Consider the following 11,996-nt stretch of genomic DNA (forward strand, 5'->3'; position numbering starts at 1 on the left):
CACAGATGCGCCTGGAAACTCGTTATATCTGAAAAGCTTGTGGCGCCAGCGCCACTTAGAAGGAATGTGGTGGGCCCGGCAGGACTCGAACCTGCAACCAGACCGTTATGAGCGGTCGGCTCTAACCATTGAGCTACAGGCCCGCGCTCTTTACTGCCCATGACGGACGCTCAACACTGGCTCTCGACGACAGGTTAGGCGGCAGAAACGACGGCAGAAACGCCGCTTTTGAGTAGCCGGGCAGGGGGCTTCGGGCAAGCCCTCCACGCACGGCCGATGGCCACCGCAACCGAACCGCGGCTCGGTCGGACCTGGCTGATCCGAGCCTTACCATCGGCGAACGCTTCGAGGCCGACCGCGCGGGCGCAGAGCGCGCGAATCCGGGCGGCCGGTCAGCCTGAGGCAACCGGGCGCCCCTATGCCGTCGGCCCCACCATCAGCCGGCAGCCCGAATGCTCCTTCCCGAACTCGCGCCCGACACGCTCCCGCCCCAAGCCGCCGAATGGCGCAAAGCCTTCGGCGCGCTCCGTCCGACTGCACCGCCCTGCCGGTATCTCGGCACCACGGCCTGGGCGAACATCCACGAGGCCTGCACCGACTTCATCGAGCGCTTCGGCGCCGAGGCCGTGCGCTTCGGGTGGACTGCGCCGCAAATCTTCGGCGTCCATCCCGAGCACGGGACGTTGCGCGTGGATTGGTGCGGGGTGATGATCACCGGAGGGCATAAGGCGATCGGCATCGAGCCGAACCGGATCCTGTTCGGCAATGTGAGCGGCTACCGGAACACGCCCGGCGTACCGACCGGCCTACCAATCTGGGAATTCGCGGCCCGTCGCGGCGGGAAATGACCGACGCCGCACCAGACGCGCTCAGAGCGCATTCCGACGAAGTGGCGACCGGTTCGCCGCAAGAAGGCGCGTCACAACAAAGACCGAGAGACGCCGGCCCGATGCGATCAGGTCGGAGACGGCCCTCGTCGAGCGCAGCATCGCGACCGGTGAAGAGCGACGGATGCCCGCGATGCGCGACCGCCGCTCCACGTCCAGGGAGCGGCGATCGGCTATCGTGTGGCCGCTCCGGAGGTCACGTGCGGCACCGCGGAGCGATACTTCGAACTCGCACTCGGCTCGGCGGTATGGGGACAGGCACCGGCCTGCGCGCCCCGTTCGCAGTCCGTCTTCGGCTCGGCATGACCGAGGCGCGTTGTGGCCGCCGCACTCGACAGAACGAGGACGACCGCAACGAGCAGGCGGTAGAGTGGAAGACCGATCATCGTCGTGGCTCGGGCGGGGGCGCGGATAACGGGATCAGCGCGGCTGCGGGGCGGGCACGGGGATCGTGACCATCTGGCCGCTGATCGGATCGAAGACGGTGATGGTCATGGCGGGTGCTCGTGAACGGGGCGGGATCGACGTGTCCGGCTAACGCCTTTGTCCGCGATGGTTTCCGCGCCCTGTTCGGATGTAGTTAGCCATCCGTTAAGGCTGATCCGTCGGGGAGCGCCGCCGCCTCACCAAGGCAGGAAGCGATCGGACGCCGGTCGCCCGGCCACCATGAAGGCGATCGCACCGATGACGCCTGCGAGCACGACAAAAACCTCGGTCCCGAACATGCTTTCCCCCCTCGGCCCGGCTTGGGCGAGGTGCGTCTGGCGCGCGGTTGAGGCGGCAACGCGGCCTGCGGAGCGTCCTCATGGTCGCAGTCGGGGTGGCGGTGGAAAGAACCGCTCGCGTCGCCTGATCCCCGAACGTAGGTTGCGGAATGCCTGCTGCCCGCTGCGTCCACTATATCGGCTTCAAGGACGACCGCTATTGGAACGCCTTCCGGATCTGGGGCGGGCCCACGATGATCCATCGGCGTTGGGACCGCATCGCCAAGCACGACATCGGCCCGGACGATGTGGCGATCTTCGCCGAAGGCGATGAGCACCAGCCCTTGGCGGACTACAACGCGACCGACATCGACGAGCGATGGCTATGACGAACATCATCCGCCCCAACTTCGGTGGCCGCGACCGCGACGCTGAGTCTGCCATCGCGGCGGATGCCGTCGAGGCGTACGAGCCGCTCCATGTCTACGGGACCGCTGCGGGCTATCTCGTGGCCCTGCTGGAGGACGCGCGGGGGCCCGAAGGGCGATGCCTCAAGGCCGTCATCGGCTCCGTCGGCGGAAACGTGTTCGAGACCGTCGCCGTGACGCCGGCCACGGACGAGGGGCGCGTCGATGCCGATATGGCCGCCATGGCGGTTCTGCGCGCGCTGGAGATTGTCGAGCAAGGCAGCGCGCCGGCCTCTGCCTAGAGCCGTCTCCGACCGGATGGCATCGGGCCGGCGTCTCTCGGTCTTTGTTGTGATGCGCGTTCTTTCGCGGAACCGGCACCCGCTTCGAACACATCGCCCTATGCGTGCGGGCCTCTCGAACCGGCCGTCGTCGATGGGCTGGGGCCGGCGAACGCTCTCCCCATCACCGCACCGCCTCAATGGCCTTCTCGGCATCCCGATGATCCTGCGCGGAGGCTTCGGGCGCATCGTGTTGTGCCGGGGCGTGCGGCGCCCGGCATAAGTCGACCCAAATCGGAAAATGATCAGACCCGACATCGTTCAGGCGCTGCATGTCGCTCAAGAGAAAATGCTCGCTGAAGAAAATGTGGTCGAGGGGCCAGCGCGCGAACGGATACTGCGCATGAAAGGTCGAAAACAGGCCGCGCCCCTGGCGGGGATCGAGAAGGCCGCTGATGTTTTGGAAGAGCCGATTGGTGTGTGACCACGCCACGTCGTTGAGGTCACCGGCGACGATGGTCGAATCCTTCGTTTTCGCGACCTCTCGGGCGACCACGACGAGCTCGGCATCGCGCGGGGCGCTGCTATGGCCCGGATGGGGTGGCCGCGGATGGAGCCCGTAGAACGTGATCGGTTCGCCGCTGGGCAGGACCACCGTGGTGCGTAACGACGGAACGTCCTCCTGCAGCAGAAACCGGATCGTCGGATCGCGCAGGGGAAGGTGGGAGTAGAACAGCAGGCCGTAGGTGTTGTCCTGCGGATGCTCGACGCGATGCGGATAATGCGCGCGCAGCGGCGCCATCGCCGCCTGCCATCCCGCATCGGTCTCGAGCAGCAACACCAGATCGGGCGCCTTGGCAGCGATGAGATCGAGGGCCGCCCTGTAATTGCGGTTCGACTGGAGCACGTTGAGGACGAGGAGGCTGATACGGTCGCCGGGGCTACACGCCTCCGCGGCCTTGGCCTGAGGCGCCGTCACGCGCGTGAACGGCAGGATGTAGCTGGCCTGCAGGGCAAAGGCCGCGATCATGGCGACCGCCAGGGCCAGGGCCGTGCCATCTCGGGAAACCGCGAGAAGCCCGAGACTGGTCGCAGCGAGCGCGACCGCGATCTGCACCCGAGGAAAGTCCAGGCTGCGGATGATGCCGAGGTTCGTCGGAATCAGGGGGAGCAACGTCGCGACGATCAGAAGAAGGGCGACAAGTTTCAAGGCGATCGACAAGTAGGCCAAGTCTCTTCCAATCAATCGGAGCCCGGCCCCATCGAGCATCGGCTCGATGGCGACGCACCGTCCGGCGCCGGCTCGTTCGGGGGTGATACGGCGAGGTGACCGCCTGCGATCATGCGCGCGCGCCGCGTGCTTTCAGTCCGTCTCATGCGTCGGATCGCTCACCGCGCGCCACAACGATCAGCGCCCGATCCGGGAGCGGTCGCTGCAGCACCGACGCTTCGGCCCAGGGCGCGCGCAGCCAGATATCCCGTTCCTCGTCCGTCGTCAGGATCACGGGCATCGCCTTCGGGTGGACAGCAGCGACCTCGGCATTCGGCTCCGTGGTCAGGAAGGCGTAGAGGTCATCCGTGGTCTCACCGTCCTTCACCTTGCGTACCGAGGTCCAGCCCTCCGTCTTGATGCCGGCGAAACAGGCGAGCGGACGTTCCTCTGCGAGCGCGAACCACACGGGCGGATGGGAGCCGTCGGGCAATGCCTCGTTCTCGGAGAAGCTGGTGAGCGGTACGAGGCAGCGATGCTCCGGCTCGAGCCAGCGTCGCCAATGCGGCGAGGCGGTGTTGCGCACATTCGTGACACCCGGATCGGTCTTCTTGCCCTTCAGGGCGAAGGCCGGTGAGGGCATGCCCCATCGATACATCGAGAGGGTGCGTTGCCCCTCCGCGATGTGAACGATCGGCGCGGCGGTGTTGGGAAAGATTCCGGGCAGGGGCGGCAGGTTGCCGGTCCAGTCGGTCTCCACCTTGAACAGGCGCCGAATCTCGTCCTGGCTCTTGGTGAGGGTGTAGAGGTTGCACATCGCCGGATGATAGCCGAGCCGATCCGCCGCACGCGACTCACAGCGCCGCGACCGAGTCGGCGCCATGGGGCGCGACTCGGCGGCCGCCCGCAGGGTGTCAGTTCGTCAAAACCACAGGGCTCACGAGCGCGTTCCCACGAGGGGGACGCCGGTTCGGCGAAAGAACGCGCGCTGAACCAACGACCGAGAGATGCGGGCCCGATGTCGTCTGGTCGGATACGGCTCCGGATCAGGGCCGACGCATGCCGCTATGCCGGCAGGACCACCACCTTCGTCTTCACCGGGGTACGCGCGTAGAGGTGGATCATATCCTGACTGAGCAAGCCGACGCAGCCGCTCGTGATGCCGCTCCCGATCGATTCGGGATCGCTGCTGGCGTAGATCGTGTAGAGCGTGTAGGCGCCGCCCTGGTAGAGGTGCAGGGTGCGGGCACCGAGCGGGTTGTCGAGGCCGCCCGGCATCCCACGCGCGTAGCGAGCGGCCTCGGGCTGCCGCCGGATCATCTCCTTGGGCGGCGTCCACGTCGCCCATTCGGACTTGCGGCCGACATACGCGTCACCGCTCCATAAGAACCCGTCGCGCCCGACATTGGCACCGTAGCGGGTGGCGGAACCGTCGCCCTCGACACGGTAGACATAGTAGTTGCGCGGATCGACGATGATCGTGCCCGCCGCCTCCTTGGTCTCGTACCGAACTGTCTTGCGGTAGTATTTCGGATTGACCTTGCTGATATCGACCGCCGGGATCGGGAATTTTTCGTCGGGCATCGGCCCGTAGACCTTCGCCGCGTCGGCGAGCATCGTGCCGTCGGACGTCACGCAACCCCCGAGCCCGAAGGCGCCGAGGGTGGCCGCCGAGCCGACTAGAAACGAGCGGCGGCCCAGATGCCGTGACCGGCATCCGAACCGATCGGTTTCGACCGAACCACTGGCGTCGGCGTGCCCACCATCCATCGTCATGCTCTGGGGCTTTCCATATCCTGCCGCCCGATGGGGAATGCCTCAGCATACACCCGGTTATCGTACGGCTAAGCTGAGAGTGCGGCGAGTTGGGCCCTCTGGCAAGTGCGGCGCTCGCTGGCGATCGTTCGCCCTGCAAAGATGCCGGCCGCTCCAAAGCGCGAACGGCCGGCACGCCGATGATTCGCCCGGCGTGATGCTCGATGATGGTCACGGGGTGCCTTGCAGGCGAGCCTTCACGTTGCGAGCCCTGTCGGTCCGGATGTCGCCGCGCGGACGCTTCGCGCTAGCTGTAGCCGGCGGACCGCTTTGATGGCCGCGCGGACTCTCATGCCTGCGAGGGGCAAGAGGCGCGGGGAACGGTGAGGACAACACCCTTGAACGAACAGGCCATTCGCAAAGGTCAGCCGGACGAAGATCCTCGCACCACCGCCGTCCTGATCCTCGTCGCGATCCGCGAGGCCAGCGCTCACCTCGGCAAGCTGCTCCGGCTGGCGCGAACGGAAGTCCGCGGCAATCTCCGCATGCTTACCTTGCTTGTTCTCCTGTTCGGCGGGGCGCTGCTGTTGGTCCTCGCCTCGCTGGTCCTGTTTCTGCTCGCCGTGCGGGATGCACTGGCCGCGCTGATCGGCAACGATGCGCTGGCGGCGTTGATCGTCGCCATGCCGTTCGCCGCCGCGACCGTGATTCTGACGTGGCTTGGCCTGAAGTGGATGAGCCTCCGTGCACCGGAAGGCTGAGGTGTCCGTTGGGGCTCGCGAGCCCCCTGGGCCCACGCTCGATCGGGCAGCGCCGTCATGATGAGGCCGGACAGAAACCCGGCGCCGGGAATCGCGGTTGGGTGAGGCAGTCAGAGCCAATTCGGAGGCGGGAGTGCCGCGCTACTTCTTCGATACGCACGACGGTGAGTTTCATCGTGACGACGAGGGGTCCGAGCAGGAGGATTTTGAGGCGGCACGCAAAGAGGCGATGATCTTCTTGCCGGAAGTCGCACGCTGGGAAATCCCGAAAGACGGCGATTACCGCTCCTTCAGCGTTTTTGTCCGGGATGAAAGCGGGGCCATCGTCTACACGGGAACGCTGACCTATTCGGGTCTCCGGCTCACCAGTACTGAAAAATCTTGAATGCATTGGAATATTGCATCGCCTTCAATTGATTTGCGGCAACGGCACTGACAAAAGGGACCGTACCCCGAACAGGATGCAGATTTTTTCGCACAGATCCGCGTCGGGATACGGTGAAGCCAGATCATAATAAGCTAGGACATTTCGGAATTTTGCAGTAATTACTTCTGTCCGCCCCAACCTGCGATTTGTGGTTAATCAAATGGTTGTAGGCGCTTTAACGATTCCTGGCGGGTGAGGTCATGACGCTGTCGCCGAGCCTTTATGACGATATCTTCCATCATCCATGCCCGTCCTGCGGAGAGAAGCATAAGAAGACCGGACGCTGGTTTGCCATCGTTGCACGGTATCATTGCCTGAACTGCAACGCGGAGATCTTGCTAAAATACCCCCAAAAGATAGCAATCTTCAATGCACACAGCATTCTCAAAAACAAGGAAGTGAGCTGACCGCTTTCTGGATGATGCGCTATCGCTTATTGGCTGAGACCGTGAAAGCCGCCGGGGCAGCCGATGGTTCGACCCTGGCGCCCTAAACAATCGGTATTCCAGTCATTTTATCAAATTAATTCTTATAGAGTACCCCGGAAGGGGTAGAGGATAAGATCCTCATCCAATACGCACGCGAAACTGCCGGGCGAAATTCTTCGTCGGCCCGTTGAACAGGGACCGCAGCCTATCGTTTACGGCTTACCGGCTGGGCCAGATTGATGTCTGGCGCGGCATCATGCGGTGGGAGGTAAGATCCTCATGCCGGACAAAGCAAAGCGCGCCGATCTCGCCCAAAAGGCCCTCGACGCTTACCTGCACGAACACTCCGGCATCCGACGCTGGTGCTATCCGGCCACATCGGACGATATCGGAGAGAGCGACATCATCGACCTTGTCACAGACCTCCTGCTGTTGGCCGAATTGAAAGGTCACGATCCCTGCGGGGTCGTCCGCAAGGCTGAAGTGCATCTTCAGGCTGAAGCCGATTTGCGAGGCTGAGGCGGCCCCCCTGACTCCGGCGCGCTCAATGGCCAGGGTCGGAACGAGACCCGGCTGTCCTTCAGCACTCCCACGGCGTCGGGGTCAGCGGAGCCTCGTGCCCTCAACGGTGCCGCCCGTGCTCGCGCCGCCTTCTCGCTGATGAGCCCAGGGGCAGAGTGCGCGCCCGGCCTTCGTGCTGTCGGTCGATCCCTCCACCGAACCTGCCCGCCCCGGGGCCGGCCTGCGGCGTCACGTCCAGGAACAGGCAGCCGGCGTTCGCCTTGCCCCTTCAACTCCCAGGGAGATCGATGTGACCCGATACGCCGTAAGCACGCTGGGCACCCTGTGCCTCATGCTGTCCGCCAACCTCGCCCATGCGGAAGGCAAGCCGCTGCCCCCGCCGGCCTCGGACGGACAGCCCGTCATGGAACTGACGATGGAGAAGAAGGATAGCAAGATCGTCTGCTCGCCCGCCGAGCTACGCCTGCCGGCGAACACGAATGCCGAATTGCGCGTGATCAACAAAGCCGACCAGCCGGTGACGCTGACCATGGACGGTCAGTTCGAGAACGGCCTCGTGCAGCACGTCGACGGCGACCAGGGCCACTCCGCGAGCGAGAAGGGCTACACCATCAAGCTGAACGGCAAAGCCACGCTCAAGTTCAGGACGATGGCGGCTGGCGAGCATCCCTACGGATGCACGGGCGTGAACAGCCAGAGCGACCCCTTCGTGGGTCAGTACATCCTCGTTCCGCCAGCCGGCTGAGGCGCGGGGGCGATCGAAGAGCCTCGGAACCGAGCCTGCCGCTGAGGTTTGGCTCGGTATCGCATCTCATCCGCAAGATCACCCGCGAGAGAGGAACGCCATGTCGAGCGACACGCAAAAGCACCACGAACTCCTCAGCGCTATCAAAGCGGCTCAGGGCAAGCAGGACGGGTCGTTTGAAACGGCCGTGACCCGCGCGTTCGAACACGTCTTCGAGCACTTGGATCGCCTAAACTCCCACGTCTCGACCGGTGGTTCCGAGGGTGACGAGCGGCCGCTCAAGCCCAACGAGTCTGCCACCCTTCGCTGACCGTGCGGGATCTCGGTCCTCACGGTGACGCGCAACGCCATCCCTTCCGTTTGTGTCCCGAACATCTTCGCGCTGGGGCACTTCGGGCGGCGGCCTGAACGAACCAAGGCAACTCGGCGTTGATCCTGCTCAACGACGAACAGGGATGGAAACGACCATGCAGACCAAGAGCATCGCGCTGGCCGCAGCGCTGACACTGGCCCTCTCGGGGGCCGCTCTGTCTCAAACTCCTGCCGGCGGCGGAAGCGCCGAGGGCAACCTGAACAACCCGGGCAGCGTGAAGAGCAATTCCGAGAAGAGCATGGAGCGCGCAACGGGATCGGCGACCGGCAGCACGACCGGGACCGGCATGGCTCCGGCGGCGCCGGGTGCTGCGGGCGGCGCGTCCGGCGGCCGCATGGGCACCGGTATGGGAACCAGCGGCACGGGTGGCGCGGCCGGCGGTCGCTGATCGACCCACGACGAGGTGAGGTTGGGAGGGTCGGCGCAATGCCGGCCCTCTTTCGTTATGACCCCGCCCTCGCTTGGCCATCTCGGAGTGGCGTGGTCCTTCTCTCTACGGTTCACCCTCGACCACGACCGTTGTTACACAAGTCATGCCCTCTTAGGACACGCTCGGGAGGATCAGTCTCCAAAATAGAGAAGCAGTGGATCCCGCCCTCGTCGCAGCTCCACATCGACCCCATCACCGCGGGCGAAGCGGAGACACTCAAAGAATAGCTGGCGCAGATGACGCGTTTAAGGCTTTGTTATACCATCACTTCGGCCGCACAATATGAGAATTTGAGGATGCGGATAAGCGTGGATAGCCTACTTCCCGTGCCGCGCACCCTGGATTGTAAATTTCAAAATCAGTTGTGTCGCGAAATCAACACAGACTCTGTCTGCACTTACGGATAAATTCGCATAACGCACGCTTTAGCTTACTGCTTTTGATTGGCGCGTATCGGTCCGTTTCTTAGCGGCGGATAGACGGAAGAGGCTTCGATGTCTTCAGGTTCAGCACCATCAATCTCGACCGCCAGGTTTTATGTCGTCAATCAAACGCCCGGCACGGCCAACTATACTATCGTAGATGGCTTCAATTTTCCTTATACCATCACTGATGTTTCGGATGGATCAACCGACAATACCGCGGTTCTCGAAGCAAGCGGGCGGGATACGATCCAGCTTACGAGCGGGACGGGTGTGGGCAGCACGCAAGCCACATATCTGGGCAGAACAGTCAACGAAGGCGATATCTTCACCTTCAGTGGGGGTCAGATTTCCCTTTTGTCCAACAACAACTACGCCAACGGAACCGTCGTAACGCTGACGACGGGATCGACCGCCCTCTGCTTCACCACGGGCACGCTCATCCGCACCGCCCGCGGCGAGGTGGCGGTCGAGGATCTGATCGTCGGCGATCTCGCCGTGACGGCCTCCGGCACGCTGCGTCCGATCACCTGGATCGGCAACCGCGATCTCGATGCCGGGGGTGAGGCGCTGCCCCACAATGAGCAGCCGATCCGGATCCGCGCGGGTGCCTTCGGCCCCGGCCTGCCGGCGCGCGATCTGCGCCTCTCGCACGGCCATCCGGTGCTCGTCGGCGCTGATGCCAACGGCGAGGGCGGCGTGCTGGTGCCCGTGATGTGCCTGATCAACGGCACCTCCGTCCTCCGCGAGCCGGCGACGCGGGTGACCTACTGGCATGTCGAACTGGAGGCGCACGACATCCTGCTCGCCGAGGGACTGGCCGCCGAGAGCTACTACGATATGGGCAGCCGGGTCTGGTTTGCGGGCGAGGACGGCCTGCTGACCGATCCGGACTTCGTGCCGGTCGGCGAGCACGGCCGCTGCCGCCCGGTGGCGGTGGACGGCGCCCTCGTGGACGGTGAGCGGAAGCGGCTCGACGCGGTCTTCGCCCGCACATTGAACGAAGATTGCGGCTGGTCGGCGCTCCCACTCAGCCTTTGATCCTAAATCTTCGCAGGATCTTCGACCAATCCGACGAGGGGATCGTGACACCCTCGTCGGCCCCGTCTCGGCCGAAGTAAGCGACAGTGACGCCACGTTCTACGCAGGGCGTTTTTCGCAGGGTCGAGAAGTGTCGCTGCTCCGCTCAACCAGCCTATGACGATTCGATCCACGCCTCGGCGCGATCAAGCTGAGCCGTCCTGAGGCAAACACGAGTGTCGGCACCTCATAAGGAGGATGTCAGGCCGAACGAGCCATCGCCCCCACAGAAACCGCGTCAGACCGGAAGACGCGTGTCCCGCGCTTAGCGTTTCGGCTTCTTGTCCTCCGGCGTCTCGGGCTTGGGATCTTTCGAGGGATCGGGGTTGTCCTCGGGCTTGAGCGTCGCCCCGGGCGTGCCTTTGCCGGGGTGGCCCGTCTGCTCGTCGATGTTCCCGAGTGCACCGCCTTGATGCGTCTTGCCGGCCTCTGCACCCGGCTTCTCCGGCTTCCTCATGACGTTCTCCCGTTCGCAGCGCAGCGCGCTTCCGGCCGTAGAACGCGCAGCAAGCCCCGAGGAGCCGCCCATTCGGCAATATGATGCAGATTTGATCGGAGGGAACAGGTACACCGCTCGCCGGGTGGCGGTGAGGGGCCCCGAAATTATGGTCGCCGAGTGGCTCACCCTCTCTTCTTGCACCGAACAGGAGAACGTCATGCGCTACACCGTTCACTGGACCGCCCCTTCGGGCCCTTCCACGGAACTGCATGCCCTCGGGGCGAGGGCCGCCGAGCGGGCCATGACCTTTGCGAGCATGGGCGCCGAGGAGGTCTATGTGGAGACCAGCGACGGACGGGTGTTCCGGGCGCCGGCGCAGATGGCCGCCCTGGTTCAGTACGCGCAGACCGCTGACGCTGAGTAGAACAGAGGCGGACGGCGGCAATGCCCACGGCCGGCCTTCCGAGGCGGGCCGATCAGGAGCCGACGAGCTGCCATTCGAAGACGAGCTGGCGAAGCCGCGTCTGGGCGGCGCGGCGGGCCTCGTCGAAGGTCGCGTAGCTCTGCGCGCCGTAGCGCCGCGGCTCCCCCTTCTCGACGATGGAGCAGACGAAGCGGCCCGGAAGCCGCCAGCAGGGTCTCACATCGATGGAGTAGGGATGGTCGTTCCGGTCAGCCATGCGGGCATGGTGCCATGCCCTGCGGCAGCGACCAAGGCGCGGCGACACCGCACGGCGTTCACATTTGTAAGGACGCGCGTCCCCGCACCGGATGGGCGACCTCAGGTCTCGTCCTGATCCTTCGCGGGACGCAACGAGCGCTCGATCGTCTCCAGAACGGTCGTGGCGAGCACCGCATCGGGATCGTCACGGAACAGCACATCGCGCAGCATGGCGAGGTAGCCTTCGAGGCGCTCGTCGTAATGGTCGGAATCGATCGAACGCAGCACGCTTGCCAGGAAACCCACCGCCATCTGGTGCGCCACCTGCTTGGCGCCGAGTTCGGCGAGCCCTTCGGCGAGGTTCGTCACCGCCGCATCGTGCCGGGCGCTGACGGCGGCCAGCGCCGTCAATTGCTGGGTCTGGTCCATCGGGTCGGGTCCTCGGAAACGCGGCGAGAGGGAGG

Annotated in this window: 19 protein-coding genes and 1 tRNA gene; 12 read left to right on the top strand and 8 right to left on the bottom strand. The window is 64.6% G+C overall.

The window, feature by feature from the left end:
- Positions 1 to 67: 67 nt before the first annotated feature.
- Positions 68 to 143, bottom strand: a tRNA-Ile gene (locus ASF53_RS21935).
- Between the two features lie 309 nt (positions 144 to 452).
- On the opposite strand from ASF53_RS21935, the gene ASF53_RS21940 reads away from it, so the two are divergent.
- Positions 453 to 848, top strand: a complete 396-nt coding sequence (locus tag ASF53_RS21940) for a hypothetical protein (RefSeq protein ID WP_056203737.1) — start codon at positions 453 to 455, stop codon at positions 846 to 848.
- 212 nt (positions 849 to 1,060) lie between these two features.
- Here the strand turns inward: ASF53_RS21940 and ASF53_RS21945 are convergent, their stop codons facing one another.
- Positions 1,061 to 1,273 (bottom strand): hypothetical protein, encoded by a 213-nt coding sequence (locus ASF53_RS21945; protein WP_056203740.1) that lies wholly within the window; start codon positions 1,271 to 1,273, stop codon positions 1,061 to 1,063.
- A 488-nt stretch (positions 1,274 to 1,761) separates the two neighbouring features.
- Here ASF53_RS21945 and ASF53_RS21950 point away from each other — a divergent pair, with 488 nt between their 5' ends.
- Positions 1,762 to 1,980: a hypothetical protein gene (locus ASF53_RS21950; RefSeq protein ID WP_056203743.1), complete on the top strand. Its 219-nt coding sequence runs from the start codon at positions 1,762 to 1,764 to the stop codon at positions 1,978 to 1,980.
- Positions 1,977 to 2,300, top strand: coding sequence for a hypothetical protein (locus tag ASF53_RS21955; protein WP_056203746.1), 324 nt, complete (start codon positions 1,977 to 1,979; stop codon positions 2,298 to 2,300). The genes ASF53_RS21950 and ASF53_RS21955 overlap by 4 nt, the downstream gene beginning before the upstream one ends.
- A gap of 163 nt (positions 2,301 to 2,463) precedes the next feature.
- On the opposite strand, the gene ASF53_RS21960 is transcribed toward ASF53_RS21955, so the two are convergent.
- From ASF53_RS21960 to ASF53_RS21970, 3 genes are all read right to left on the bottom strand, one after another.
- Complete coding sequence (locus ASF53_RS21960) at positions 2,464 to 3,510, bottom strand: endonuclease/exonuclease/phosphatase family protein (RefSeq protein ID WP_200943302.1); 1,047 nt, start codon at positions 3,508 to 3,510, stop codon at positions 2,464 to 2,466.
- 142 nt (positions 3,511 to 3,652) lie between these two features.
- Positions 3,653 to 4,306 (bottom strand): SOS response-associated peptidase, encoded by a 654-nt coding sequence (locus ASF53_RS21965; protein WP_056203750.1) that lies wholly within the window; start codon positions 4,304 to 4,306, stop codon positions 3,653 to 3,655.
- Between the two features lie 248 nt (positions 4,307 to 4,554).
- On the bottom strand, positions 4,555 to 5,265 hold the full coding sequence (locus tag ASF53_RS21970; protein ID WP_056203753.1) for a L,D-transpeptidase: 711 nt from the start codon (positions 5,263 to 5,265) through the stop codon (positions 4,555 to 4,557).
- Positions 5,266 to 5,642: 377 nt separating this feature from the next.
- Here ASF53_RS21970 and ASF53_RS21975 point away from each other — a divergent pair, with 377 nt between their 5' ends.
- The 8 genes from ASF53_RS21975 to ASF53_RS22005 all read left to right on the top strand — a co-directional run bounded on the left by ASF53_RS21975 (position 5,643) and on the right by ASF53_RS22005 (position 10,393).
- The gene (locus ASF53_RS21975; RefSeq protein ID WP_056203755.1) at positions 5,643 to 6,005 is read left to right on the top strand and encodes a phage holin family protein; all 363 of its coding nucleotides are present in this window, start codon (positions 5,643 to 5,645) and stop codon (positions 6,003 to 6,005) included.
- Between the two features lie 133 nt (positions 6,006 to 6,138).
- Entirely contained in the window at positions 6,139 to 6,390 is a 252-nt protein-coding gene (locus tag ASF53_RS21980) for a DUF6894 family protein (protein ID WP_056203758.1), read from the top strand.
- Positions 6,391 to 6,632: 242 nt separating this feature from the next.
- A complete protein-coding gene (locus tag ASF53_RS26060) occupies positions 6,633 to 6,839 on the top strand; it encodes a hypothetical protein (protein WP_156635770.1) in 207 nt (68 codons plus the stop codon).
- Positions 6,840 to 7,139: 300 nt separating this feature from the next.
- Complete coding sequence (locus ASF53_RS21985) at positions 7,140 to 7,379, top strand: hypothetical protein (RefSeq protein WP_056203761.1); 240 nt, start codon at positions 7,140 to 7,142, stop codon at positions 7,377 to 7,379.
- A gap of 292 nt (positions 7,380 to 7,671) precedes the next feature.
- Positions 7,672 to 8,127, top strand: a complete 456-nt coding sequence (locus tag ASF53_RS21990; protein WP_056203764.1) for a cupredoxin domain-containing protein — start codon at positions 7,672 to 7,674, stop codon at positions 8,125 to 8,127.
- A gap of 100 nt (positions 8,128 to 8,227) precedes the next feature.
- On the top strand, positions 8,228 to 8,437 hold the full coding sequence (locus tag ASF53_RS21995) for a hypothetical protein (RefSeq protein ID WP_056203767.1): 210 nt from the start codon (positions 8,228 to 8,230) through the stop codon (positions 8,435 to 8,437).
- A 157-nt stretch (positions 8,438 to 8,594) separates the two neighbouring features.
- Complete coding sequence (locus ASF53_RS22000) at positions 8,595 to 8,888, top strand: hypothetical protein (RefSeq protein ID WP_056203943.1); 294 nt, start codon at positions 8,595 to 8,597, stop codon at positions 8,886 to 8,888.
- Between the two features lie 536 nt (positions 8,889 to 9,424).
- On the top strand, positions 9,425 to 10,393 hold the full coding sequence (locus ASF53_RS22005; protein ID WP_082482921.1) for a Hint domain-containing protein: 969 nt from the start codon (positions 9,425 to 9,427) through the stop codon (positions 10,391 to 10,393).
- 304 nt (positions 10,394 to 10,697) lie between these two features.
- Here the strand turns inward: ASF53_RS22005 and ASF53_RS22010 are convergent, their stop codons facing one another.
- Positions 10,698 to 10,889, bottom strand: coding sequence for a hypothetical protein (locus tag ASF53_RS22010; protein ID WP_056203770.1), 192 nt, complete (start codon positions 10,887 to 10,889; stop codon positions 10,698 to 10,700).
- A 199-nt stretch (positions 10,890 to 11,088) separates the two neighbouring features.
- Here ASF53_RS22010 and ASF53_RS27050 point away from each other — a divergent pair, with 199 nt between their 5' ends.
- Positions 11,089 to 11,295 carry a hypothetical protein gene (locus tag ASF53_RS27050; protein WP_056203948.1) on the top strand — a complete coding sequence of 69 codons (207 nt, stop codon included), beginning with the start codon at positions 11,089 to 11,091 and terminating at the stop codon, positions 11,293 to 11,295.
- 52 nt (positions 11,296 to 11,347) lie between these two features.
- Here ASF53_RS27050 and ASF53_RS22020 read toward each other — a convergent pair whose 3' ends face one another.
- The gene (locus ASF53_RS22020; RefSeq protein WP_056203773.1) at positions 11,348 to 11,551 is read right to left on the bottom strand and encodes a hypothetical protein; all 204 of its coding nucleotides are present in this window, start codon (positions 11,549 to 11,551) and stop codon (positions 11,348 to 11,350) included.
- A gap of 101 nt (positions 11,552 to 11,652) precedes the next feature.
- Positions 11,653 to 11,961 carry a hypothetical protein gene (locus tag ASF53_RS22025; protein WP_056203777.1) on the bottom strand — a complete coding sequence of 103 codons (309 nt, stop codon included), beginning with the start codon at positions 11,959 to 11,961 and terminating at the stop codon, positions 11,653 to 11,655.
- Positions 11,962 to 11,996: the final 35 nt, after the last annotated feature.

It is taken from the genome of Methylobacterium sp. Leaf123 (assembly GCF_001423405.1).
GTDB lineage: Bacteria > Pseudomonadota > Alphaproteobacteria > Rhizobiales > Beijerinckiaceae > Methylobacterium.

Coding starts and splice junctions, on each gene's coding strand:
- ASF53_RS21940 (WP_056203737.1), top strand. CDS start 453: ATGCTCCTTCCCGAACTCGCGCCCGACACGCTCCCGCCCCAAGCCGCC.
- ASF53_RS21945 (WP_056203740.1), bottom strand. CDS start 1,273: ATGATCGGTCTTCCACTCTACCGCCTGCTCGTTGCGGTCGTCCTCGTT.
- ASF53_RS21950 (WP_056203743.1), top strand. CDS start 1,762: ATGCCTGCTGCCCGCTGCGTCCACTATATCGGCTTCAAGGACGACCGC.
- ASF53_RS21955 (WP_056203746.1), top strand. CDS start 1,977: ATGACGAACATCATCCGCCCCAACTTCGGTGGCCGCGACCGCGACGCT.
- ASF53_RS21965 (WP_056203750.1), bottom strand. CDS start 4,306: ATGTGCAACCTCTACACCCTCACCAAGAGCCAGGACGAGATTCGGCGC.
- ASF53_RS21970 (WP_056203753.1), bottom strand. CDS start 5,265: ATGACGATGGATGGTGGGCACGCCGACGCCAGTGGTTCGGTCGAAACC.
- ASF53_RS26060 (WP_156635770.1), top strand. CDS start 6,633: ATGACGCTGTCGCCGAGCCTTTATGACGATATCTTCCATCATCCATGC.
- ASF53_RS21985 (WP_056203761.1), top strand. CDS start 7,140: ATGCCGGACAAAGCAAAGCGCGCCGATCTCGCCCAAAAGGCCCTCGAC.
- ASF53_RS21995 (WP_056203767.1), top strand. CDS start 8,228: ATGTCGAGCGACACGCAAAAGCACCACGAACTCCTCAGCGCTATCAAA.
- ASF53_RS22000 (WP_056203943.1), top strand. CDS start 8,595: ATGCAGACCAAGAGCATCGCGCTGGCCGCAGCGCTGACACTGGCCCTC.
- ASF53_RS22005 (WP_082482921.1), top strand. CDS start 9,425: ATGTCTTCAGGTTCAGCACCATCAATCTCGACCGCCAGGTTTTATGTC.
- ASF53_RS22010 (WP_056203770.1), bottom strand. CDS start 10,889: ATGAGGAAGCCGGAGAAGCCGGGTGCAGAGGCCGGCAAGACGCATCAA.
- ASF53_RS27050 (WP_056203948.1), top strand. CDS start 11,089: ATGCGCTACACCGTTCACTGGACCGCCCCTTCGGGCCCTTCCACGGAA.
- ASF53_RS22020 (WP_056203773.1), bottom strand. CDS start 11,551: ATGGCTGACCGGAACGACCATCCCTACTCCATCGATGTGAGACCCTGC.
- ASF53_RS22025 (WP_056203777.1), bottom strand. CDS start 11,961: ATGGACCAGACCCAGCAATTGACGGCGCTGGCCGCCGTCAGCGCCCGG.